This is a genomic window from Kitasatospora sp. NPDC048298, from assembly GCF_043201465.1.
In the GTDB taxonomy this organism is placed as follows: domain Bacteria; phylum Actinomycetota; class Actinomycetes; order Streptomycetales; family Streptomycetaceae; genus Kitasatospora.
The window spans coordinates 69657-93036 of record NZ_JBICYZ010000003.1; the positions used below are offsets into that span (position 1 = coordinate 69657).

18 protein-coding genes are annotated in these 23380 nt (G+C 75.1%); 12 read left to right on the forward strand and 6 right to left on the reverse strand.

All coding sequences use genetic code 11. From position 1 onward, the window contains the following. Entirely contained in the window at nt 1-234 is a 234-nt protein-coding gene (locus ACGF0D_RS03260; protein ID WP_392872243.1) for a hypothetical protein, read from the forward strand. Here ACGF0D_RS03260 and ACGF0D_RS03265 read toward each other — a convergent pair. The 5 genes from ACGF0D_RS03265 to ACGF0D_RS03285 all read right to left on the reverse strand — a co-directional run bounded on the left by ACGF0D_RS03265 (nt 231) and on the right by ACGF0D_RS03285 (nt 4967). Further along, entirely contained in the window at nt 231-554 is a 324-nt protein-coding gene (locus ACGF0D_RS03265) for a hypothetical protein (RefSeq protein ID WP_392872241.1), read from the reverse strand. The two genes, ACGF0D_RS03260 and ACGF0D_RS03265, sit on opposite strands and share 4 nt — an antisense overlap. A 294-nt stretch (nt 555-848) precedes the next feature. After that, nucleotides 849-2147: a PP2C family protein-serine/threonine phosphatase gene (locus tag ACGF0D_RS03270; protein ID WP_392913778.1), complete on the reverse strand. Its 1299-nt coding sequence runs from the start codon at nt 2145-2147 to the stop codon at nt 849-851. A 71-nt stretch (nt 2148-2218) separates the two neighbouring features. Beyond that, nucleotides 2219-2641 (reverse strand): MarR family winged helix-turn-helix transcriptional regulator, encoded by a 423-nt coding sequence (locus tag ACGF0D_RS03275; protein ID WP_392872236.1) that lies wholly within the window; start codon nt 2639-2641, stop codon nt 2219-2221. A 30-nt stretch (nt 2642-2671) separates the two neighbouring features. Next, complete coding sequence (locus ACGF0D_RS03280) at nt 2672-3952, reverse strand: M48 family metalloprotease (RefSeq protein WP_392913779.1); 1281 nt, start codon at nt 3950-3952, stop codon at nt 2672-2674. Nucleotides 3953-4160: 208 nt separating this feature from the next. Then, complete coding sequence (locus ACGF0D_RS03285; RefSeq protein WP_392913780.1) at nt 4161-4967, reverse strand: universal stress protein; 807 nt, start codon at nt 4965-4967, stop codon at nt 4161-4163. A gap of 319 nt (nt 4968-5286) precedes the next feature. On the opposite strand from ACGF0D_RS03285, the gene ACGF0D_RS03290 reads away from it, so the two are divergent. The 8 genes from ACGF0D_RS03290 (at nt 5287) to ACGF0D_RS03325 (ending at nt 12996) form a co-directional block, all read left to right on the forward strand. Further along, nucleotides 5287-6531, forward strand: coding sequence for a CapA family protein (locus ACGF0D_RS03290; RefSeq protein ID WP_392913781.1), 1245 nt, complete (start codon nt 5287-5289; stop codon nt 6529-6531). A 10-nt stretch (nt 6532-6541) separates the two neighbouring features. Continuing rightward, nucleotides 6542-7066 (forward strand): GNAT family N-acetyltransferase, encoded by a 525-nt coding sequence (locus ACGF0D_RS03295; protein ID WP_392913782.1) that lies wholly within the window; start codon nt 6542-6544, stop codon nt 7064-7066. Nucleotides 7067-7271: 205 nt separating this feature from the next. Then, nucleotides 7272-8054 carry a 2,3-dihydro-2,3-dihydroxybenzoate dehydrogenase gene (locus tag ACGF0D_RS03300; protein ID WP_392913783.1) on the forward strand — a complete coding sequence of 261 codons (783 nt, stop codon included), beginning with the start codon at nt 7272-7274 and terminating at the stop codon, nt 8052-8054. 151 nt (nt 8055-8205) lie between these two features. Continuing rightward, nucleotides 8206-9417 (forward strand): isochorismate synthase DhbC, encoded by a 1212-nt coding sequence (dhbC, locus tag ACGF0D_RS03305; RefSeq protein WP_392913930.1) that lies wholly within the window; start codon nt 8206-8208, stop codon nt 9415-9417. After that, a complete protein-coding gene (locus tag ACGF0D_RS03310) occupies nt 9414-11126 on the forward strand; it encodes a (2,3-dihydroxybenzoyl)adenylate synthase (RefSeq protein WP_392913784.1) in 1713 nt (570 codons plus the stop codon). Before dhbC ends, ACGF0D_RS03310 begins: the two co-directional genes overlap by 4 nt. Before the next feature lie 72 nt (nt 11127-11198). Then, nucleotides 11199-11945, forward strand: coding sequence for an isochorismatase family protein (locus tag ACGF0D_RS03315; RefSeq protein WP_392872217.1), 747 nt, complete (start codon nt 11199-11201; stop codon nt 11943-11945). A gap of 5 nt (nt 11946-11950) precedes the next feature. After that, a complete protein-coding gene (locus tag ACGF0D_RS03320) occupies nt 11951-12175 on the forward strand; it encodes a phosphopantetheine-binding protein (protein WP_392872214.1) in 225 nt (74 codons plus the stop codon). A gap of 86 nt (nt 12176-12261) precedes the next feature. After that, nucleotides 12262-12996 carry an AMP-binding protein gene (locus tag ACGF0D_RS03325; protein ID WP_392913785.1) on the forward strand — a complete coding sequence of 245 codons (735 nt, stop codon included), beginning with the start codon at nt 12262-12264 and terminating at the stop codon, nt 12994-12996. A gap of 100 nt (nt 12997-13096) precedes the next feature. Here the strand turns inward: ACGF0D_RS03325 and ACGF0D_RS03330 are convergent, their stop codons facing one another. Continuing rightward, nucleotides 13097-14299, reverse strand: coding sequence for an amidohydrolase (locus ACGF0D_RS03330; protein WP_392913786.1), 1203 nt, complete (start codon nt 14297-14299; stop codon nt 13097-13099). Between the two features lie 119 nt (nt 14300-14418). Between ACGF0D_RS03330 and ACGF0D_RS03335 the strand changes: the two genes are divergently transcribed. The 3 genes from ACGF0D_RS03335 to ACGF0D_RS03345 are packed head-to-tail and all read left to right on the forward strand — an operon-like array spanning nt 14419 to nt 23380. Next, the gene (locus ACGF0D_RS03335; RefSeq protein ID WP_392913787.1) at nt 14419-21807 is read left to right on the forward strand and encodes an amino acid adenylation domain-containing protein; all 7389 of its coding nucleotides are present in this window, start codon (nt 14419-14421) and stop codon (nt 21805-21807) included. Then, nucleotides 21804-21989, forward strand: a complete 186-nt coding sequence (locus ACGF0D_RS03340; protein ID WP_392872203.1) for an MbtH family protein — start codon at nt 21804-21806, stop codon at nt 21987-21989. Before ACGF0D_RS03335 ends, ACGF0D_RS03340 begins: the two co-directional genes overlap by 4 nt. After that, nucleotides 21986-23380 (forward strand): DHA2 family efflux MFS transporter permease subunit, encoded by a 1395-nt coding sequence (locus ACGF0D_RS03345; RefSeq protein WP_392913788.1) that lies wholly within the window; start codon nt 21986-21988, stop codon nt 23378-23380. The genes ACGF0D_RS03340 and ACGF0D_RS03345 overlap by 4 nt, the downstream gene beginning before the upstream one ends.

The following is a 23380-nucleotide window of genomic DNA, read 5'->3' on the forward strand; positions in this document are numbered from 1 at the left end:
ATGCCGTCGACACGCTGCCGCACCCCCGCACCCCCGCACCCCCGCTCCGCCGCCCTCCTGCCGACCCTCGCGCTGCTCGCCGGCTGCTGCACCCGGGCCGACCCACCTCGCCACCGACGCCGGCCCGCCACCGAGACCCGGATCGGCCTGGGCACCTCCCTCACCCACCCGCGCCACGGCGCCCAGGCGTTCTTCCAGGCCGCTCGGCAGATGACCGGCGCCGGGCAGCTCTAGTCCGTGAGCTGAAACGGAGACCGGTGCCACGGAGCGCCAGGCGCGTCCCGCTCGGCAGCCCAGCCGATGGGCAGGTCGGCCAGCTCTCGCATGCTTGCGTTGTGCTCGATCGCGGCCCAGATGCACATGGCCGCGCATGCACCAGCGAGGTTCGGGTCGTTCACGCCGTCGCCGATGAGCCAGGAGTTCTCTTCGGTGTGACCAACGAACAACGCCGGAAGTTCTCCGTTCGCCACTGTCCACTGAACGACGGCCCCGAGGTGGGGAGGGAACTCGGCCTTCTCGAAGGGCCACGGGAGTGACCTGAAGATCTCATGCACGGGAGCACGCTATAGCACCTCCGGCCATGATCGGCCGGACAGCTCCTACCCGGACCGGGCCGCCCGGCTGCCCGCCTGGGAGCTGAAGGGCTGAGCGGGCGCGCGGTGGCTGACCGATGCGCTGGACTCCTGCGGCGGCGCGCTGACGTTCCGCAACTGCCGCAAAAGCCGTAGCTCGGGGTTCGGTTGACGCCGACGGCGGGCGGCCGACAGGTTGCAGATGACAGATTTCAGCTGACAGATGTCGAAATCTGTCAGCTGAAATCTGTCATCTGTCAGCCGCCCGCCCGCCCCTCACGGCAGTCGCTCGACCACGACCATGGCCGCGTCGTCGTCCAGTCGGCCGCCGACATGGGCGAGCAGGTCGCGGCGCAGGTGGTGGAGCAGGGCGCTGGGGCGCTCGGATCGCCAGGCGGTGACGCGTTCGGTGAGTGGGTAGAAGCGGCGCTGGGCGTCGCGGGCCTCGATCACGCCGTCGGTGTAGATCAGCAGCCGGTCTCCGGGCCGGAACGGGAAGGTCTCCGTCTCGTACCGCACCGGTGCGAGCTCGCCGAGGCCCAGCGGTGGGGCGGGGTGGCGGGCGGCGAGGGTGGTGATGCCGTCGGGGCGCAGCAGCAGCGGGGGAGGGTGGCCGCAGTCGATCAGGCGGACCGGGGAGCCGTCGTCGGGAATGTCGAGCAGGACGGCGGTGATGAAGGACTCGCCGGCCTCGCCGCTCTCCTTGGGGGGCTCCTCGGGCGCGGGGAGCGGCAGTGCGGACAGCGCCTGCAGGCCCTGCCGCTCGCCCCGGTCACCTCGCTCGCCCCGGTCACCTCGCTCGCCCCGGTCGCCCCGCCCGCTCCGCTCCCGTCGCTCCTGCCGGTCCCGCCGGGACTGTTCGGCGAGCTGGGCGAGGTCCCAGCTGACGCTGCCGTCCAGGTAGGCGGCCAGGTCGGGCAGCTCGGCGTGCAGGTGGGCGGCGGCGCGGAAGGCGCCGAGCAGCAGGGCCGCGTCGCCGAGCGAGGACAGGCCCTTGCCGCGCACGTCGCCGACCAGCAGCCGGGTGCCGGTGGCGGTGCGGGCGGCCGCGTACAGGTCGCCGCCGACCTGCGCCTCGGCTTCGGCGGCCAGGTAGACGGAGGCCAGGTGCAGCGGTCCGATCCGGTCCGGCAGTGGACGCAGCAGCACCCGCTGGGCGGCCTCGGACACCGAACGCACCCGGGCCAGTTCGCGCTCGTGCCGTTCGCGCAGCACCCGCAGGCCGATGATCAGCGCCGAGACGACCAGTTGCGCACTGAGCTGGGTCTCGATGTTCGTGCTGGTCAGGCTTTCGCGGACGGCGCCGATGACGGTCAGCGCGGCGAAGGCGATCGCGGCGACCGTGGCGGTGGCTCGGGGGCCGGCGAAGGAGGCGGTGATGGCGGGGGCGACGATCAGCAGCGGGCCGAGGTGGATGTCCGGCGGGGAGAGGATGTCGACCACGGTGATCAGCACGATCAGCGCGAGCGTCAGCGCCGTCAGCACCCGGCGGTCGGGCCGCCAGGCGCGGCGGCGGTCGGGGGGATGCGGCGCGGGCGGCGGGTGCGGCGCATCGGGACGCTGCCGGAGGGGCACTCCTCCTCTGTACACCGTGGAGGTGGCACGGCGCACCCCGGAGGGGCCGGGCCCGCCGGTCGACGGGTCGGTCAGCCCTCCTGGCCGTAGCGGGCCAGGTAGTCGGCGAAGCGGGCGACGTCGTCGTCGGACCAGTCGGTGAAGCGTGCCGTGAAGGAGAGCCGGCGCTGTTCGTTGGCGTCCCGCAGCAGGGTGAGCCCGGCCTCGGTGGCGCGCAGGATCTGGCCGCGCTGGTCGTCCGGGTCGGTCTCGCGGGCCAGCAGGCCGAGCTTCTCCAGGGCGGTGACCTGACGGCTGACGGTGGACTTGTCGAGCATGAAGTACGCGGCCACGTCGGCGGCCCGGCAGCCGCCGCGCTCGGTGATCAGGTCGAGGATGCTGTAGGTGACCAGGGAGAGGTCGGGGTGCAGTTGGGAGGCCTTGTGCCGGGCGCGGCGGGCGAAGGCGGTCAGCTCGCGCTGGATGGTCTCGATGGACGACTGGCGGCCGGGCACGGCGTTCCTACCTCCTCGATATTTGTTGCACTATACAACAGATTTGCCCGGCGTGGCGCGTCGCTCCGGCGCCCGCTGCTCCGGTGCGGCCTGCCAGGCGCGGGCGGCGGCGATCCGGCTGGTCGCACTCGGGTGAGTGGCGAACAGTAGCTCAAGCGCCCTCGGCGGGTCGACATCGGAGACGTTCGCCACGGCCAGTCTGCGCTGCATCGCCACGAACTGCTCCACGTCCCCGGTCAGTTCGAGCGCGTGCCGGTCCGCCCTGGCCTCGATCCGGCGGCTCACCGTGCACTGTAGCGGCCCCGACAGCGCGCCCAGCAGCGCCGCGAGCGCCGCCAGCAGCGGCAGCGCCCGGGGGTCCGCCGCGTCCGTCGCCCCGGCGGCGTCCAGCAGCGGCCGCCAAGCGGCGAGCAGGCCGAGGACGACCACCGCGACGGCCGCGCCGACCGCGCCCAGCGCGGTGCCCACCGGCACGTCCCGGTGCTTGACGTGCCCCAGCTCGTGCGCGACCACCAGTTCCACCTCGCGCGGCTCGGCGGTGGTCAGCAGCGTGTCGTACGCGACGATCCGGCGGGTCGCCCCGAACCCGGAGACGTACGCGTTGAGTGCGGTGGTGCGGCGGGAGGCGTCCGCCACCAGGACGTCCCGCACCCGGACGCCGTCCCGCTCGGCCAGCGCCAGCAGCGCGGCGCGCAGTTCCCCTGGAGGCATCGGGGAGAAGCGATTGAACACCGGCTCGATCAGCAGCGGGTGGAGGAAGGAGAGCGCGGCCGTCAGCAGCGCCGCCACACCCGCCGCCGGCAGCCACCAGCGCTGCGGTGACCAGGCGGTCAGCGCGAACAGCCCGAGCGCGAGCGGGAGGACGAGGACGAGGGTGAGCGCGAGGCCGCGCACGGCGTCGAGGGCCCAGCCGGCCCAGCCCTGGGTCACCAGCCCGTACCGGGCCCGGACGGTCCTCGCCCCGGCGCCGAACGGCAGTTGCAGCGCCTGGCCGAGCAGCACCAGGGCCGCCGCTCCGGCCAGCACGCCGGCCGTCCGGGAGCCGCCGAACCAGCCGCCGGTGGTGGTCACCAGGGCCGCGCCGGCCGGGGTGAGGCCGAGCAGCAGGGTCAGCGCCAGGCCCGCCAGCCGCCCGCCGAGTGCCCACGGCAACTGGGCGCGGCGCAGCGCGCGGCCCCGGGCGCGCTCGCCGACGGTGAAGTCCGGGGCCCGGGTCTCGGTGGGCGGGGCCTCGGTGGGCGGGGTGCCGACGGGCGGGGTGCCGACGGGTGGGGTGTTGGCGGGTGGGTTGGCGGCCGGGGTGGTGTCCATGGCGGGGTGCGGCTCTTCCGGTCGGATCGCAGGAGGAACGGTTCAGCGGTACGGCGGTACGGCGGTGGCGCGGTGCGGTGGTCCAGCGGTTCAGCGGTTCAGCGCCGTGATGGTACGGCGGTTCGCTGCTGCTCCGGCGGTGCCAGCATGGCGCACCCGACCGGTCGGCGCGCACTCCACCGCCCGGCACCCACCTGAGGACGGGTGCTCACTCCTCGGTGGGCCCGGTGGCGCCGTGAACGCCTGCGCGCAGCAGCTGGTGGCCGAGGTCCACCAGGGCGCGGCCGACCGCGAACTCGTCGCCGACCTCCGGGGCCGGTACGTCGCGCGGGTTGCGGCGGGAGCGGGCGTCGCTGTGCAGCACGTTGCCGTCGGCGTCCAGTACGGCGTGGACCCGGGTGGTGTCCTCGTCCTCGACCACGTGCAGGCTGAGCTGCCAGTCCTTGGTGCGCACGCGGCCGGGCGCCCCCTGTTCGGCACCGCCGGCCACGGCCATGCCCTGCGGTGGGGCGACGGCCGTCCCGTCGGCACGGACGATCACCACCGGGCAGGCCCCGTGCACCGCGCAGCGGGTGGACACCGAGCCGAGCAGCGTCCGGGCGAAGGCGCCCCGGCCGCTGCTGCCCAGCACCAGCAGGTCGGCCCCGCCGGCCGCCTCCAGCAGCACGCCGGCGGCGTGGCCCAGCACCAGGCTCTCCCGGACCTCCACCGGGCGGTCCGGCCCGAGGATCTCGTTGATCTCGGCACTCAGCGTGCGGCCGGCGGCCCGTTCGAACCCGTCGTCCACCATCGGTGCGAACCACCCGTACAGCGAGGGGTACTCCCAGGCCGCCACGGCGTGCACCGTCGCCCCGGTCAGCACGGCCTGGCCGACCGCCCAGCGCAGGGCCGCCTTCGACGGCGCGGAGCCGTCGATCCCGACCACGATCCGGTGCTCCCGAGTGGGGGAGGGCCGGCCGCCGTCCGCGGCGGAGGGCCGACCGCCGCCCGTGGGGGAGAGTCGATTGCTGTCCATCACGTCATACCTCCCGGCCTTCGGCGCGGGACCCGCTCCCCGCACACCGCGCCGGTCCCCGTACACCACACTGCCCCCGTACACCACGCTGCGCGCCCCGCCCGCCCGCGCGCCAGGGACGCGGTGGCCGGGTCGGGTAGGGCGATTGGGACGAGAGGGACGGGTGGGCCGACGGCGTGGTCCAGGAGTGCACTGTCGACGCCCGGCCCGGGGTCGGCGGAATACTTTGTGGCCGGAATGTTGCGGGCTCGGGTCCGAGTGATGGTGATTCGGTGGCGTAGGCTGACCGCTCTTGCATCATCCTCGGGGGGATCCACTCATGCGTCGTGCCGCGGCCGCCGTCGCGCTGTTCGTCGGAATGACCGCCGTCGCCGCCTGTGGGCCGGACGACCCCGACCCGGCCCCGGCCTCCGCCGCCCCCGCCCCGCCCACCGCGTCCGCACCGGACGGCTCGCCCTCCGGCACGGCCCCGGGCAAGAGCGCCCCGCCCCGACCCGACGGCACCATCACCGTCGCCTTCGCCGGGGACGTCCACTTCGAGGGCCGCACCGAGGCCCGGCTGGCGGTCCAGGCGCCCGAGCAGGCACTCGGCCCGATCTCCCGCACCCTCGCCGACGCCGACCTGTCCGTCCTCAACCTGGAGACCGCGATCACCGGGCGCGGCGCCCCGGAGCCGAAGACGTACACCTTCCGCACCTCGCCCAAGGCCCTGTCGGTGCTCAAGGACTCGGGCGTCGACGTCGTCTCGATGGCCAACAACCACGCCGTGGACTTCGGCGCCGACGGCCTCACCGACACCCTCGCCGCCAAGGACTCCTCGCCGATCCCCGTGGTCGGTGTCGGGCGCAACGCCAAGGAGGCGTACGCCCCGTACGTCACCACCGTGCGCGGGGTGAAGGTCGCCGTGGTCGCCGCCAGCCAGGTCGAGGACATCACCAACCAGAAGTGGCGGGCCGGCGCCAACAAGCCGGGCATCGCCTCGGCGCTGGACGTCCCGGCACTGGTCAAGGCGGTGGAGACGGCCAAGCAGCAGGCCCCGGTGGTGCTCGTCTACCTGCACTGGGGCGACGAGGGCAAGGCCTGCCCGACCGGACCGCAGACCACCATCGCCAAGAAGCTCGCCGCCGCCGGCGCGACCGCCGTGGTCGGCACCCACGCGCACACCATGGTCGGCTCGGGCATGCTCGGCAACACCTACATCGGGTACGGCTTCGGCAACTTCCTCTGGTACGGCACCTCCAACTACGCCAACTCCAACGAGACCGGCGTCACCACCCTCACCCTCACCGCCGACGGCAAGGTGACGGGCGAGGCCTTCACCCCGGCCACCATCGACGACAAGGGCATCCCGGAGCCGGTCACCGGCGCCACCGCCGAGGCCGCCCTCAAGCGCCGCGACGGCCTGCGTGGCTGCACCGGCCTCTCCCCGGCACCCGGTGCCGGGGCCGCTGCCGCTGCCGGGGGCTCGACGGCTCCGCCCGCCACGGCTCCCGCCTCCACGCCTCCCGCAAAGGCTCCTTCGGGCCCCGCGAAGGCTTCGACGACCCCCGCCGTCCCGCGCTAGGGTGCCCGCCATGGGCGGACGCGAGGAGCTGACGACCAGCCGGCTCTCCCTGCTGCGCCCCGTCGAGGGCGACATCGACGCCATCCTCGCCGTCCACCGCGACCCGGCCACCTGCGTCCACAACCCCTCGGACGCGCTCGCCACCCGGGCCGAGGCCGAGGAACGGTACGGCCGCTGGAACGCCGTCTGGGAGCACCACGGCTACGGCTACTGGACCGTCCGAACACACAACTCACCGGCCGTGCTGGGCTTCTGCGGCATCAAGCCGATGGAGTTGGCGGGCCTGCCGATCCTCAACCTCTTCTACCGCTTCGCTCCCGCCGCCTGGGGTCGGGGCCTCGCCACCGAGGCCGCCACCGCCGTCGCCGGCTGGGCGGCCGCCCACGTCCCCGATCTCCCGCTGATCGCCCGCGTCCGGCCGGAGAACCTCGCCTCCCGACGTGTCGCCCTGCGCGCGGGCCTGTGTCGGGCGGAGCACCTGGACGGCGAGGGTCACGACGGCTACGACCTGATCTTCGCGAGCCGCCTGCCGTAGGACACCGAGGCCGCCCGACCCGTCCGGGGTCGGGCGGCCTCGGCGTGTCCGGGAGTAGGTCCGGGCGCGTGTCCGGGGTGGTTCCGGCGTGGGGCGTCCACCGTGGGGTCTCCGGGGCGAGTTGACGTTCGCACAGGCGCTCGGCGCGGGCGAACTGTTGTGTTAGGTTAGGCTTGCCTAATCTTGCTGGTCGGAGGGATGTCCTGTGCAGCAACAGTCCGAATTCGCCGGTGCCGTCGCGATGGTCACCGGGGCCGGGCAGGGCATCGGCGCGGCCGTGGTGCGGGCGCTGGTGGCCGAGGGGGCCGTCGTCGCGGCGGTGGACCGCAACCCCGAAGGGCTCGAGGCCCTGGTGGCCGAGGTGCCGTCCGCGCACCCGTATGTGCTGGACGTCTCCGACGCTCGGGCGGTGGACGGGACCGTGGAGTCGATCGAGGGCCAACTCGGGCCTATCGGCACGCTGGTGAACGTCGCAGGCATCCTGCGCACCGCCCCGGTCATCGAACTCGCCGACGGGGACTGGGCGGACACCTTCGCCGTCAACGCCACCGGGGTCTTCCACGCGAGCCGCGCGGTCGGCCGACGGATGGCGGCCCGCGGGCGCGGGGCTGTCGTGACCGTCGGGTCCAACGCCGCCGGGGTGCCGCGGGCCGGGATGGCCGCCTACGCGGCGTCCAAGGCGGCGGCCACCATGTTCACCCGCTGCCTGGGGCTGGAACTCGCCCGCTCAGGGGTGCGGTGCAACGTGGTGTCGCCGGGCTCGACCGACACCGAGATGCAGCGCGCGCTGTGGGGCGAGGATGCCGAGGCGGCCGAACGCCGGGTCATCGACGGCGACTTGGGAGCCTGGCGGGTCGGCATTCCGCTCGGGCGGATCGCCGCGCCCGCCGACATCGCCGACGCGGTGGTGTTCCTCGCCTCCGACCGGGCGCGGCACATCACCATGCACGACCTGTACGTCGACGGCGGCGCGACCCTGCGCGCCTGAGCCCGCGCGACTGACGCTGCGTGTCTGACCCAGCGTGCCTGACTCTGCGCGCCTGAGCGGCACGCCGCCGGCCCTCCTCCTGCCTTCCGAAGAACCGTCCCAGACTGGAGAATCCGCCGTGACCACGGTGCACCACGCCCCTGCCGGGCCGATACCCGCCGGGCTCGACGCCCCGGCGACCGCCCTCGCCGCGGGCCCGGACCACGCCGTCATCGGCGCGGCCAGCGGACTGCTCGGCCAGTACCGGGCCGGCTCCGACGAGGCGTTCTTCGCCTCGCCGACCCGCACCCTGCTCGGCTCCGGCGTGCACGCCCGGGTTCCGCAGGACGGGCGGCCGCTGCCGGTGAGGGTCGCCGAGACGTTGGCCGAGGCGGGTCGGGCCGGGGTCGAACGGCCGCTGGTGGTCGGCGCGGTGGCGTTCGACCGGGACAGCCGGGTCGAACTCGCCGTCCCCGCCCGGGTCCGTACCGCCGGGGCGCTGCGCGACGACCCGCTGATCGCCCTGCCCGCGCCGCCGGCCGAGCGGATCGACTGGCGGATCCACCCGGTGCCCGCGCCGGAGGCGTACGGCGCGGGCGTCGCGGCGGCCGTCGAGCGGCTGCGCGGCGGGGAGTTGAGCAAGGTGGTGCTGGCCCGCACGCTGGAGCTGAGCGCCGCCGAGCCGATCGACCTGCCCGCCGTCCTGCAACGGCTGGCCCGGCGCGACCCCGGCGGTTACACCTTCGCCGTCCCGTCCGGCGGCGGCCGCACCCTGATCGGCGCCAGCCCCGAACTCCTGCTCTCCCGGCGGGGAACGGCCGTGCTGGCCAACCCGCTGGCCGGCTCGGTGCCGCGCGGCGAGGACCTCGGCGAGGACGTCCGGCGCGCCGCCGCGCTGCTGGAGTCGCCCAAGGACCTGCACGAGCACGCCGTCGTGGTGGACGCCATCCGCGAGGCGCTGGCGCCGTACTGCCGCACCCTGGAGGTGCCCGAACGGCCCACTCTGGTACGGACGGCGGCGATGTGGCACCTGGCCACCACCATCCGCGGCGAGCTGGCCGACCCCGCGGTCTCCGCCCTGGAGCTGGCCTGCGCGCTGCACCCCACCCCGGCGGTCTGCGGCACGCCGACGGACGTGGCGCGCCGGGTGATCGGCGAGGTCGAGCCCTTCGACCGCGGCCTCTACACCGGCATGGTCGGCTGGGAGGACGCGACCGGTGACGGCGAGTGGGTGGTCACCATCCGCTGCGCCGAGGCGGAGGAGCGGACGCTGCGGGTGTACGCCGGCGCCGGCGTGGTCGAGCAGTCCCGGCCGGAGGCCGAACTCGCCGAGACCAGCGCCAAGTTCCGCACCTTTCTGGACGCCGCGGGGGTGGCCCGGTGACGCCGCTGGACGGGTTCACCCCGTACCCCGCCGAGTTCGCCGAGCGCTACCGGGCCGCCGGGTACTGGCGCGGCGAGACCTTCGGCCGGATGCTGCGCGAGCGCGCCGCCGCGCACGGCGAGCGGATCGCCGTCGTCGACCCGGGCGGCCACGCGGTGGCGGCGACGGAGCGGCGCTGGACGTACGCCGAACTCGACCGCCGGGCCGACCGGATGGCCGCCGGACTGCGCGCCCGGGGCATCGGTTCCGGGGATCGCGTGGTGGTCCAACTGCCCAACGTCGCCGAGTTCTTCGAGGTCGTCTTCGCGCTGTTCCGGATCGGCGCGCTGCCGGTCTTCGCGCTGCCCGCCCACCGGTACGCCGAGATCGGGTACTTCTGCTCCTTCACCGAGGCGGCCGCGTACGTGGTGCCGGCCGTCGAGGGCGGCTTCGACTACCGCGAACTCGCCGGCCGGGTACGGGCGGAGAACCCCGCGCTGCGGCTGGTGCTGGTGGCCGACGATGACCCGGGGGAGCACGTTCGGCTCGCGGACGTGCCCTGCGACCCGCCCGGCCCGGAGGCCCGCGACGGGGAGGCCTGTGACCCGACGGCCTGTGACCCGACGATCTCCGGCGGGGAGCCCGAACCCGGGGACGTCGCGTTCCTCCAGCTCTCCGGCGGCAGTACCGGCGTGCCGAAGCTGATCCCGCGCACCCACGACGACTACATCTACTCGCTGCGCGGCTCGGTCGAGCTGTGCGGGCAGGACCAGGACAGCGTGTACCTGTGCGTGCTGCCCGCCGCCCACAACTTCCCGCTCAGCTCGCCGGGTTCGCTCGGCACGCTGTACGCCGGCGGCCGGGTGGTGCTCTGCCCGCAGCCCGGACCGGAGACGGCCTTCCCGCTGATCGAGCGCGAGGGCGTGACCATCACCGGGCTGGTGCCGCCGCTCGCGCTGCTCTGGCTGGACGCCGCCGAGCGCGGCGCCACCGGGTACGAGAGCCTGGAGGTGCTGCTGGTCGGTGGCGCCAAGTTCAGCGAGGAGGCGGCCCGGCGGGTGCGGCCGGTGCTGGGCTGCACGCTCCAGCAGGTGTTCGGGATGGCCGAGGGACTGGTCAACTACACCCGGCTGGACGACCCGGAGGAGCTGATCACCAGCACCCAGGGCCGGCCGATCTCGCCCGACGACGAGGTCAGGGTGGTCGACGACCAGGACCGCGACCTGCCCGACGGCGTCACCGGCCACCTGCTCACGCGCGGCCCGTACACCATCCGCGGCTACTGGAACGCGCTTGGGCACAATGCCGTCTCCTTCACCCCGGACGGCTTCTACCGCACCGGGGACCTGGTCCGGCGCACCCCGACCGGCCACCTGGTGGTCGAGGGGCGGGCCAAGGACCAGATCAACCGGGGCGGCGAGAAGGTCGCCGCCGAGGAGATCGAGAACCACCTGCTCGCGCACCCCGCGGTGCACGACGCCGCGGTGGTGTCGATGCCCGACCCGTACCTGGGCGAGCGCACCTGCGCATACGTGGTGCTGCACGCCGAGCACCGTGAACAGCCACCGAGGAGCGTGGAGTTGAAGCGGTTCGTGCGCGAGCGCGGGCTCGCCGAGTTCAAGGTGCCGGACCGGGTCGAGTTCGTCGAGGCCTTCCCGGCCACCGGGATCGGGAAGGTCAGCAAGAAGGACCTGCGCGCCGCGATCGCGGCCTCGGTGACCGGCCGCTGACCACCCGCCGGCCGCCCGCTGTCTCCCTCCCCACACGCCATCCCGCCTTCCGTCCAGTTAAGGAACACCACCGTGGGCCTGCCACGCATTCCCTCCTATCCCATGCCCGCCGCCGAGGAACTGCCCGCCAACCGGGTCGCCTGGACCGTGGACCCGGCGCGCGCCGTCCTGCTGGTGCACGACCTGCAGAACCACTTCCTGGACGCCTTCGCCGCGGAGGCCGCTCCGGTGCCCGAACTCCTCGGCAACGTCGCGTCGTTGGCCGAGGCGGCGCGCGCCGCCGGCGTCCCCGTCGTGTACTCGGCGCAGCTCGGCGGGCAGAGCCCGGCCGAGCGCGGGCTGCAGCAGGACTTCTGGGGCCCGGGCATCCCGGACGACCCGCGGGCCACCGCGATCGCCGGGGCCGTCGCCGCGGCACCTGGCGACACCGTGCTCACCAAGTGGAAGTACAGCGCCTTCGTGCGCACCGAGTTGGAGCAGCTGCTGCGCGAGCAGGGGCGGGACCAGCTGGTGATCACCGGCGTGTACGCGCACATCGGGGTGCAGGCCACCGCCTGCGACGCCTGGATGCGGGACGTCCAGGCCTTCGTGGTGGCCGACGCCGTCGCCGACTTCGGCCCGGCGGAGCACCGCGGCGCGCTGACCTGGGTGGCCGGGCGCTGCGGGATGGTCACCACGGCGGGGGCCGTGCTCGGGGCGCTGGGGTCGGCCGCGGGGTCGGCCGCGGGGTCGGTGGCGGAGCCGGCCACGGAGTCGGCCGCCTCGAACACCGAGGGTGAGTACGGGACTTCGGAGCTCGAAGGGGTGGGCGGAAAGTGACGGGCATGGGCTTCACGGTGGAGCGGATCCGGGCCGAGGTCGCCGACCTGCTCGGCGAGGACCCGGCGGAGATCCCGCTGGACGAGAACCTGGTCGACTGGGGGCTGGACTCCATCCGGCTGATGACGCTCGCCGCGCGCTGGCAGCAGGAAGGCGCCGACGTGGCGTTCGTCCGGCTCGCGGAACGCCCGGCGATCGAGGCCTGGGTCGAGCTGCTGGGCGCGGCGTGATGGCGGCGGGGGTGGACGAGGCGGTCCGGGACGTGGTCCGGGACGTGGCCCGTGGGGCCGTGGTCCGTGGAGCCGTGCCGCCCACGGTGTCCGAGCTGCCTCCGCTGCCCCGCCGTACGGTGAGGTACCCGGCGACCACCGTGGTGGGGCCGGTCGAGGCGCAGGCGGCCCGGACGCCGGATGCGCCGGCGCTGGTGCTCGCGGACGGGGAGACCGTCAGCTACCGGGAGTTGAACGCCTCGGCCAACCGGCTGGCGCGCGCCCTGGCCGCCCGCGGGGCCCGCCCGGGCGCGGTGGTCGGCCTGGCGGGGTTCTCCCGCCCGGCGGAGCTGCTCACGGCGCTGCTGGCGGTGGCGAAGTCGGGCGCGGCGTACCTGCCGCTGGACCCGACGGACGCGCCCGGGCGGCGGGAACGGCTGCTCGCGGAGAACGTGCCGGTCTGTGTGCTGGGGGAGGGGATCGCGGGGGCGGTGACCGGGCTGGAGACGGACCACGAGCTGCCCACCGACCCGCCCCGGGCGCTGACCCCGCAGCACCTGCTCTGCGTCGGCTACGGTCCGGGCGGGCGCCCGACCGCCGTCCGGCTCACCCATGCCGAGGCGGACCGCCGGGTGCGGGACCTCCAGGCGGCCCACCCGCTCGGGCCGGGCGACCGGGTGCTGCAGCTGGGTCTGCCGCTCTGGGAGTACCTGTGGCCGCTGCGGACGGGCGCCGCCGTGGTGCTCGTCGACCCGGGGCAGGAGGGCGAGGTCGGGGCGCTGGTGCGGGAGCTGGGGGTCACGGCGGTGCGGGTGGCGCCGGGAGCGCTGCTGGGCGGGTGAGGACGGGTGACGACTTTCAGCGAACAGAAGTCGGCGAACAGATTTCAGCGAACAGATTTCATCATCTGTTCGCTGAAAGTCGTCGGCTGTCACCCGTCGGTCAGCGCGGCTCGACCGCCGCCGCCCGCACCGCCAGGTCCGCCGCCGTCCAGGCCATCCCCACCGCGCCGTCCAGCACCGCCCGCTCCGCCTCCGCGCCCAGCGCCGCCTCGGCGAACGCCGCCTCGTGCGGGGCGCAGGCGCCGCCGGTGATGTCCAGCACCGGATGGATCGACGGCACCGCGTGCGACACGTTCCCCATGTCCGTGCAGGCGAACGGCCCGCTCTCGACCGGCTCCGGCCGGCCGAGCGCCGCCGCGTTGGCCCGCCACAGTGTCAGCAGCCGGGGGTCGGAGCGCATGTCCAGGTAGTCCGGCTCGGGCCGGGTCAGCTCCACCTCGCAGCCGGTGGCGAGCGCCCCGGCCCGGAAGCAGTCCTCGACCCGGGAGCGCAGTTCGGCGAGGTCCTCGGCCGCCGAGGCGCGGATCTCGTACTCGGCGCTCGCGCTGTCCGGGATCAGGTTCGGCGCCGTCCCGGCCGCCGTGGTGATGCCGTGCACCCGCCACTGCGGCGGGAGTTGCTGGCGCAGCAGCCCGATCGCGACCTGGGCGACGGTGAGCGCGTCGGCGGCGTTGCGTCCCCGGTGGGGGTCGAGGCTCGGGTGGGCGGCGCGCCCGGTGTAGCGGACGGACAGCGTGCCGAGCGCGAAGGACCGGAAGTCGGCGACCTCGACGGGGCACGGGTGGACCATCATGGCCGCGTCCACGCCGTCGAACGCCCCGGCTTCCAGCAGCAGCGCCTTTCCGGCCCCGCGTTCCTCGGCCGGTGCGCCGATCACCCGGACGGTGAGCCCGAGTCGGTCCGCGAACGGTGCGAGCCCGAGTGCCGCGCCGAGGCCGGCGGCGGCGATCAGGTTGTGCCCGCAGGCGTGGCCGAGGTCGGGCAGCGCGTCGTACTCGCAGACCAACGCGACGGTGACCGGCCCGCTGCCGAGGCGCGCGTCGAACGCGGTGGCCAGGCCGTGGGCGGGCGCGGTGACCGAGTAGCCGTGCGCGCGCAGCAGTTCGGAGCACCATGCGGCCGCCAGGTGCTCCTCGAAGGCGGTCTCGGGGTGGGAGTGGATGCGGCGGCTGAGCGCGAGCAGTTCGGACCGGTGGGCGTGGACGTGGTCGCGCACGGCCTGCTTGGCCTCGGCGAGAAGGCCGGTCGAGAGGCCGGTCGAGAGGTCAGCCGAGGGTACGGTCGGCGGCTCGGTCGGGGGCATGGGTGGCGTCTCCGGGTTGTCAGGGGCCCGGCCCTACGGGGCCGTTGACCGGATCATATGAAGTTAGATTAGGCTAACCTAAGTAAGGCGTTCCGGATCCCCGAGGAGCTCTCCACCCCATGCCTGCCGTCGAAACCCAGATCGCCGACCGCCAGACCGCCGACATCCCGCTGCTCGCCGCCCAGTCGGCCATCTGGTACGCCCAGGCCCTCGACCCCGCGAGCCCGGTCTACAACACCGGCGACGCCGTCGAGATCACCGGCCCGCTCGACGAGGACCGGTTCGAACAGGCGCTGCGGCAGGCGGTGGAGGAGGCGCAGGCGCTGAGCGCCGTCGTCGTGACCGGTCCGGACGGCACGCCCCGCCAGCGGCTGCGTCCCGGCCGACGCTGGCCGCTGCACCGCCTCGACCTGCGGGCGGCCGCAGACCCGGCCGCCGAGGCCGAGACCTGGATGCGCGCCGACCTCGCCCGACCGGCCGACCTCGCCGAGGGCCCGCTGTTCACCCACGCGCTCATCCGGCTCGCCGAGGGCCGTCGGCTCTGGTACCGCCGCATCCACCACCTCGCCGTCGACGCCTACGCGTTGACTCTCCTCGGTGAGCGGGTCGCCGCTCTCTACGCGGCCCGCACCACCGGAGTCGAACCCGCTCCGAACCCCTTCGCCGGACTCGCCGAGACCGCCGCCGAGGAGGCCGCCTACCGGGAGAGCGCGGAGTACGAGGCCGACCGCGCCCACTGGTCCGCCCGGATGGCCGACGCCGACACCCCGGCCACCCTCCCCGGCACCCCCGAAGCCGCCACCGACAACACCAGCGCCGACAGCACCCCCGCCGAAACGATCCGCCTCACCGCCGACCTGCCCCCCGGCACCCGCGAGCGCCTGGAGCGCGCCGCCGGCGCCGTCCGCGCCACCTGGGCCGAGCTGCTCCTCGCCGCCACCGCCGGCTACCTGCACCGCCTGACCGGCACCCAGGACGTCGTCCTCGGCCTGCCGCTCGCCAACCGCCGCGGCCCGGCCGCCCTGCGCACCCCCGTCGCCACCGCCAACGTGCTCCCGCTGCGCCTCGCCGTCCGCCCCGCCGACAGCGCCGAGGCCCTGCTGCGCGCCGTGGTCCGAGAGCTGCGCGCCGTCCGCCGCCACCAGCGCTACCCGCTGGAGGAACTGCGCCGCGACCTCGGCCGCACCGGCGACCGTCGCGCCCTGTTCGGCCCGATGGTCAACATCAAGGCCTTCGAGAGCGACCTCGACCTGGCGGGCCTGCCCGGCACCGTCCGCAATCTCGCCGCGGGCCCGGTCGACGATCTCGCCGTGAACGTCTCACCCGGCTCGGACGGCGCGCTGCGCCTGGTCATCGACGCCGACTCGGTCCGCTACGGCGCCGCCTCCCTCGCCACTCACCGCGACGGCCTGCTGCGCTACCTCGACGCCCTCGCCGATCTCCTGCTCACCGACCCGCGGACGCCGATCGCCCGGATCGACCTGCTCGACCCGGACGACCTGCGCCGCGCCACCGAAGGCCGTACCGAGCCCCCCGTCGAGCGGACCGTGCCCGAGCTGTTCGCCGCCCAAGCGGCCCGCACGCCGGGCGCCGTCGCCGTCCGTTGCGGCTCAACGGCCCTGACGTACAAGCAACTCGACCGCGCCGCCGACCGCCTCGCGCACCGCCTGACGGCCCTCGGAGTCCGGGCCGGCGCACCGGTCGCGATCGCCCTGCCGCGTGGTACCGACACCCTGGTCGCGATGCTCGCCGTCCTCAAGGCGGGCGGCGCCTGCGTCTCCCTCGACCTCGCCCACCCGGCGCAGCGCCTGGCCGCCGTACTGGCCGACGCCCGCCCGGTCTGCGCCATCGGCACCGCCGCGGCCCTCGCCGGGCTCGACCTGCCCGCCGACCTCCCCACCGTCCAGCCGGGGGAGGCGGGCCCCGAGCCCGCCGACCTCCCCACCCTCCGGCCGGGGGAGGCGGGCCCCGAGCCCGCCGAAGCCCCGCCCGCACCCCGACTCCACGACCCCGCCTACGTGTTGCACACCTCGGGATCCACCGGCCGCCCCAAGGGCGTGGTGGTCACCCACGCCTCGCTGGCCAACCTGCACGCCGGTCTCGGCGAGGACCACATCGCCCCCGCCGTGCGCCGCACCGGCCGCGACCGGCTGCGCGTCGCCCACAGCGCCTCGTTCGCCTTCGACGCCTCCTGGGACCCGGTGCTCTGGATGGTCCACGGCCACGAGCTCCACCTGCTGGACGACGCCACCTACCGCGACCCGGCCGCGCTCGCCGCCCACCTCGACCGCGAGCGCATCGACTACCTCGACCTCACCCCCTCCTACCTCGAAGTCCTGCTCGCCGAAGGCATCCTGGACGAGGGCCGGCACCGCCCGTCCGTCCTCGTGGTCGGCGGCGAGGCCACCCCGCCCGCCCTCTGGCAGCGACTGGCCGCCGTCCCCGGCCTGTATCCGGTCGACCTCTACGGCCCGACCGAGACCACCGTCGACGCCTACGCCTGGACCCCGGGCCCGGACGGCACCCCGCGCGGCCGGGTGGTGCGCGGCTCCCGCGCCTACGTCCTGGACGGCTCGCTGCGCCCCGCGCCCGACGGCGTCACCGGCGAGCTGTACGTGGCGGGCGCCTGCCTGGCCCGCGGCTACCTCGGCCGCCCCGACCTCACCGCCGAACGTTTCCTCGCCGACCCGTTCGGCCCGCCCGGCGGCCGGATGTACCGCACCGGCGACCTCGCCCGCCGCCGCCCATGGGGGTCCCCCCGGCCGGAGGCTGGGGGAAGCACCCTGGAGTTCCTCGGCCGGGCCGACGACCAGGTGAAGATCCGCGGCTTCCGGATCGAGCCCGGCGAGATCGCCGCCGTCCTCGCCGAACTGCCCGGCGTCGCCCAGGCCGTGGTGATCGCCCGCCCCGGTCCGCAGGGCAAGCGCCTGCTCGGCTACGCCGTCCCGGAGAGCGGCAGCACGCCCGACCCGGACGGGCTGCGCGCCGCGCTCGCCGCCCGGCTGCCCGCGCACATGGTCCCGGCGGCCGTCCTGCTGCTGGACGAACTGCCGCGCACCGCTCACGACAAGCTCGACCACCGTGCCCTGCCCGAGCCGGCCGCCGTCACCGAGAGCGCCGCTGCGGGCACGCCCCAGGAGGAGCTGGTCTGCGGGCTGTTCGCCGACGTCCTCGGCCTGCCGCAGGCGCCCGGCCGGGACGCCTCCTTCTTCGACCTCGGCGGCCACTCGCTGCTCGCCGGGCGCTTGGCCGCCCGACTGCGCGACACCTTCGCCACCCCGGTCGGGTTCGCCGACGTGTTCCGGCAGCCGACCCCGGCCGGCCTCGCCGCGCTGCTCGTGGAGGCGTCCGGCGGGGGCGCGGAGGCCGAGCGCGGACCCGGCCCCGTTCCGGTGCCGCGCACCGAGCGGATGCCGCTCTCGCCCGCCCAGCGCGGCCTCTGGTTCCTGCACCGCCTCGAAGGCCCCAGCCCGACCTACAACATCCCGCTGGCGCTCACCCTCACCGGCCCGCTCGACCGGCACGCCCTCACCCTCGCCCTCGGCGACCTCGTCGCCCGGCACGAAGTCCTGCGCACCGTCTACGGGGAGGAGCCGGACGGCACGCCGTACCAGCGCATCCTGGCACCCTCGCCGGTCGAACTGCACGACGGAACGGGCGGGTTGGAAGAGATCGTCCGGTACGCCTTCGACCTGTCCGCCGAACCTCCGCTGCGCGCCACGCTGTTCGCCGGGCCCCCCGCACCGGCCGGACCCACCCCGTCCGCCGGGCCCCCCGCACCGACCGGACCCACCCCGTCCGCCGGCGGCCCGCAGCGGAACACCCTGCTCCTGCTGCTGCACCACATCGCCGGCGACGGCGCCTCCACCACCCCGCTGCTGCGCGACCTGGCCGCCGCCTACACCGCCAGGGCCGCCGGGCGCGAACCCGGACTCCCCGCGCTCACCGTCCAGTTCGCCGACCACGCGGTCTGGCAGCGCGAGCGGCTCGGCACCGCCGACGCGCCCAGCCCGCTCGCCGTCCGGCAGACGGAGCACTGGCGCGCCGCGCTCGCCGGGCTGCCCGACCAGCTGGAGCTGCCCCTCGACCGCCCCCGCCCGGCCGTCGCGGGCCACCAGGGCGCCACCGTGCCCTTCGCGCTCGGCGCCGAGGCGCACACCGCCCTGGCCGGGCTCGCCAGGGCCGCCGACAGCACCGTCTTTATGGCCGTCCAGGCCGGGCTCGCGGCCCTGCTCACCCGGCACGGCGCCGGGACCGACATCCCGGTCGGCACCCCGGTGGCCGGCCGCGAGGACGAGGAGAGCGCCGCCCTGGTCGGCTACTTCGTCAACTCGGTGGTGCTGCGCACCGACACGTCCGGCGACCCCACCTTCCGCGAGCTGCTGGCCCGGGTCCGCGCCGCCGTGCTCGACGCGCACGAGCACGCCGACCTGCCCTTCGACCGACTGGTCGAGGAGCTCAACCCGGCCCGCTCGCTCGCCCGCCACCCGCTGTTCCAGGTGATGCTCGCCTGGCAGAGCCGCCCGGACGAGCGAATCGCCCTGGGCGGCGGCCTCACCGTCGAGATCGCCGCCATCCCCAGCGGCACCGCCAAGTTCGACCTCACCCTCAACGCCGGCGAACTGCCCGGCGGCGGCATCGGCGGCTTCCTGGAGTACCGCACCGACCTCTTCGACACCGCCACCGTGGCCGCCCTCGGCGAGCGCCTGACCAGACTGCTCACCGCCGCCGCGAGCGCCCCCGACACCCCGATCGGCCGGCTGCCGCTGATCGGCGAGCAGGAGCGACAGTGCGCCCTGGTCGAGTGGAACGGCACCCCCGTCGCCTCGACGAGTCCGAGCGTGACCCTGCCCGAACTGTTCGAGGCGGCAGCGGCCGCCAACCCGCGGGCCATCGCGGTCAGTTACCGGGACGAGCAACTCGACTACACCGAACTCGGCGCCCGCGCCGACCGGTTGGCCCGGCTGCTGGCCGCCGAGGGCATCGGCCCCGGCACCATCGTCGCGCTCGCCCTGCCGCGCTCGCTCGAACTCGTCGTCGCCCTGCTGGCGGTGGCCAAGTCCGGCGCCGCGTACCTGCCGCTCGATCCCGACTACCCGGCCGACCGGCTCGCCTACATGCTGGCCGACGCCGCCCCCGCCGCGCTGCTCACCGACCGCGCCACCGCACCCCGGCTGCCCGCCCACCAGGTGCGCCGACTCCTGGTCGACGGACCGGAGTCCGAGCAGTACCCGGCCGTCCCGCTGGCCCAGCACGAGCGCACCCGCCCGCTGCGCGCCGAGGACACCGCGTACGTCATCTACACCTCCGGCTCCACCGGCCGCCCCAAGGGTGTGCCCGTCACCCACCACAACGTGGTCCGGCTGTTCGGCGCCACCGACCACTGGTTCGGCTTCGGCACCGAGGACGTGTGGACGCTGTTCCACTCCTACGCCTTCGACTTCTCGGTCTGGGAGCTGTGGGGCGCTCTGCTGCACGGCGGCCGGCTGGTCGTCGTCCCGCACCTCGTCAGCCGTGACCCGGCGGCCTTCCTGGAGCTGCTCGCCCGCGAACGGGTCACCGTGCTCAACCAGACGCCGTCCGCCTTCTACCAGCTCAGCGCCGCCGACCGGGACCGCCCCGGAAGCGAACTCGCCCTGCGCTACGTGGTGTTCGGCGGCGAGGCGCTCGAACTCGCCCGGCTGGACGACTGGTACGACCGGCACGCCGAGGACGCGCCCACGCTGGTCAACATGTACGGCATCACCGAGACCACCGTGCACGTCTCGTACGTCGCCCTCGACCGGGCGAGCGCCGCCGCCGGAAGCAGCAGCACCATCGGCGTCAACATCCCCGACCTGCGGGTCTACGTCCTCGACCAGCACCTCCAGCCCGTCCCGCCCGGCGTCACCGGCGAGATGTACGTGGCCGGGGCGGGCCTGGCCCGAGGCTACCTGGGGCGCCCCGAACTGACCGCCACCCGCTTCGTCGCCGACCCGTACGCCGAGCTGTTCGGCGAGCGCGGCACCCGGATGTACCGCTCCGGGGACCTCGCCCGCCGTCGCGCGGACGGCGTGCTGGAGTACTTCGGCCGCGCCGACCAGCAGGTCAAGCTGCGTGGCTTCCGGATCGAACTCGGTGAGATCGAGGCCGTGTTGGCCGCCCACCCGGCCGTCGCCGACGCCGCGGTGGTGGTCCGGGAGGACGTGCCGGGGGACAAGCGGCTGGTCGGCTACGCGGTGGCCGCCGGTGCCGCCCCGGACGGACCGCCGCACACCGGCGCGCCGGACGAGCTGCGCGCCCACGCCGCCGCCGCACTGCCCGCCCACATGGTGCCCTCCGCCGTCGTCCTGCTCGACCGCCTCCCGCTGACCGCCAACGGCAAGCTCGACCGCCGTGCCCTGCCCGCCCCCGAGGCCCCCGCCGCGGGCACCGGCCGCCCGCCGCGCACCCCGCGCGAGCAGCAGCTGTGCGAACTGTTCGCCGAGGTCCTGGGACTGGCGTCGGTCGGCGTCGAGGACGACTTCTTCGCGCTCGGCGGGCACTCGCTGCTGGTCGTCCGGCTCGCCGGGCGGATCCGCGAGGTGCTCGGGCTGGAGGTCGGCATCGGCGCCCTGTTCCAGGCGTCCACCGTGGCCGCCCTGGACGCCGCCCTCGCGGCGGGCACGCCGGACACCGACGCCCTGGACGTACTGCTCCCGCTGCGGCCCGCCGCCCCCGGCCGGCAGCGCCCGCTGTTCGCCGTCCACCCGGCCGGCGGTCTCAGCTGGTGCTACACCGGCCTGATCCGCAACCTGCCCGGCGAGGTGCCGATCTACGGCCTCCAGGCCCAGGGTGTCGGCGCGGCCACCGCCACCCGGCCGCTGCCCGTCACCCTGGAGGAGCTGGCCGCGCACTACGCCGACCGGCTGCGCGAGGTCCAGCCCGAGGGTCCGTACCGGCTGCTCGGCTGGTCCACCGGCGGGATCATCGCGCACGCACTGGCCGTACGGCTGCAAGAGCTCGGCCAGGACGTCGAGTTGCTGGCGATCCTGGACGCCTACCCCGCCGAGGGCTTCCGCGAACTGCCCGTCCCCGACCAGGCCGAGGCTCTGGAGGCGCTGCTCACCATGGGCGGCTTCGGGCCGGAGGACCTGGACGGCCGCCCGCTCGAACTCGGCGCCGTCACCGAGCTGTTGCGCCGCGAGGGCAGCCCGCTCGCCGGGCTGGACGAGGCGACCGTGGCCGCGCTGAACCGGATCTACCTCAACACCAACCACCTGGTGCGCGGTTACGACCACCGCCGCTTCGACGGCGACGTGCTGTTCTTCCGCGCCACCGTCGACACCATCGACGACACCCTGGTGCCCGAGCTCTGGAAGCCGTACGTGTCCGGCCGGATCGCCAACACCGATGTCGCCTGCTCCCACAAGGACATGACCCTGCCCGCCCCGATCGCGCACATCGCGAGCGTGATCGCCGACCACCTCGCCGCCGACCGTCCCGCCGCCGACCCGCGCAAGACCCACGATGGAGAAGACCACCGATGAGTGACGCCCCCGCCAACCCCTTCGACGCCGACGGCGAGTTCCTCGCGCTCGTCAACCCCGAGGGACAGCACTCCCTGTGGCCCGCCTTCGCCGCCGTCCCGGCCGGCTGGGACATCGCCCACGGCCCGTGCGAGCGAGCGGCCGCCCTGGAGTGGATCACCGTCAACTGGACCTCCCTGTGACCCCTCCGGCGGTCCAGGCCCCGGCGCGCCCCCTGCTCGCGGGGCGCGCCGCGGTGGTGGTCGTCTACACGGCCGCGATGTGCATGAACGGCCTGGACTCGACCATCGTCAACCCGGCGCTGTTCAGCATCGCCGAGGACTTCGGACGGCCGGTCTCGGCGGCCAACGCCGTGGAGACCGCCTTCCTGGTCGGCCTCGCCCTCGGCCTGCCGGTGGCCGGCTGGCTGGGCGACCGGTACGGCGTCAAGCGGATCTTCCTCGGCTCCCTCGCCGTCTTCACCCTCGCCTCCGCGCTCTGCGCGGCGGCCCCCGGCCTGGGCGCGCTGTCGGCCGCCCGGGCCGTCCAGGGCGTGGCCGGCGGGCTGCTCACCCCGGTCGGGATGACCCTGCTGTTCCGGGCCTTCGCCCCGCACGAGCGGGCCGGCCTGGGCCGCATCCTGATCGTCCCGACCGCGCTGATGCCCGCCCTCGGGCCGCCGCTCGGCGGCTTCCTCACCGAACACCTGTCCTGGCACTGGCTGTTCCTGGTCAACGTGCCGATCGGGGTGGCCGCGGTGCTCATCGGGCTGGTCGGCCTGCGTAGCGAGGAGGAACCGCCGGCCGGCCGCTTCGACACCACCGGCTTCCTGCTCGCCACCCCCGGCCTCGGCCTGCTGACCTACGCCCTCGGCTTCGGCCCGGCGCACGGCTGGACCTCCCCGGGTGTGGCCCTCGGCGGGCTGCTCGGACTGGCCCTGCTCGGCGCCGCCGTGCGGCACCAACTGCGCACCGCCGAACCGCTGGTGGACATTCGGCTGCTGGCCGATCGGACGTTCGGCGCGGCGAGCTGGCTCGCCCTGCTGACCTCGGCCGGGCTGATGGGCGCACTGTTCGTGCTGCCGCTGCTCTACCAGGCGGCGCGCGGCGCCTCGGCCCTGGAGGCCGGGCTGAGCGTCTTCCCGGAGGCGATCGGCCTGATGGCCGCCTCGCAGGTGGTGGACCGCCTGCTGCCCCGCCTCGGCCCGCGCCGCCTCGCGCTGCCCGGGCTGCTGCTGGCGGCGGCGGTGCTGGCCGCCCTCGGCTTCGCGGAGAACCCCTGGGCCGTCAGGGCGTTGATGTTCGGCGTCGGCCTGATCCTGGGCACAGCGGTGCTCACCGTCCAGATCGCCGGCTTCGCCGACGTCCCGCCGCCCGCGATGGGCCGGGCGATGGGCCTGTTCACCATCCTGCGCACCCTCGGCGGCGCGCTCGGCATCGCGGCCACCGCCGCCCTGCTCGGCGCGCTCGGCGACGCCACGGGCGCCGGCCCCTACCGCCTCGCCGTCCTGCTCACCGCCGCCCTGGTCGCCGCCGGCGCCCTGTTGGCCGCCCGGCTCCCGGCCGAGGCCCCGGGCCCGCCGCCGGAGGACTGA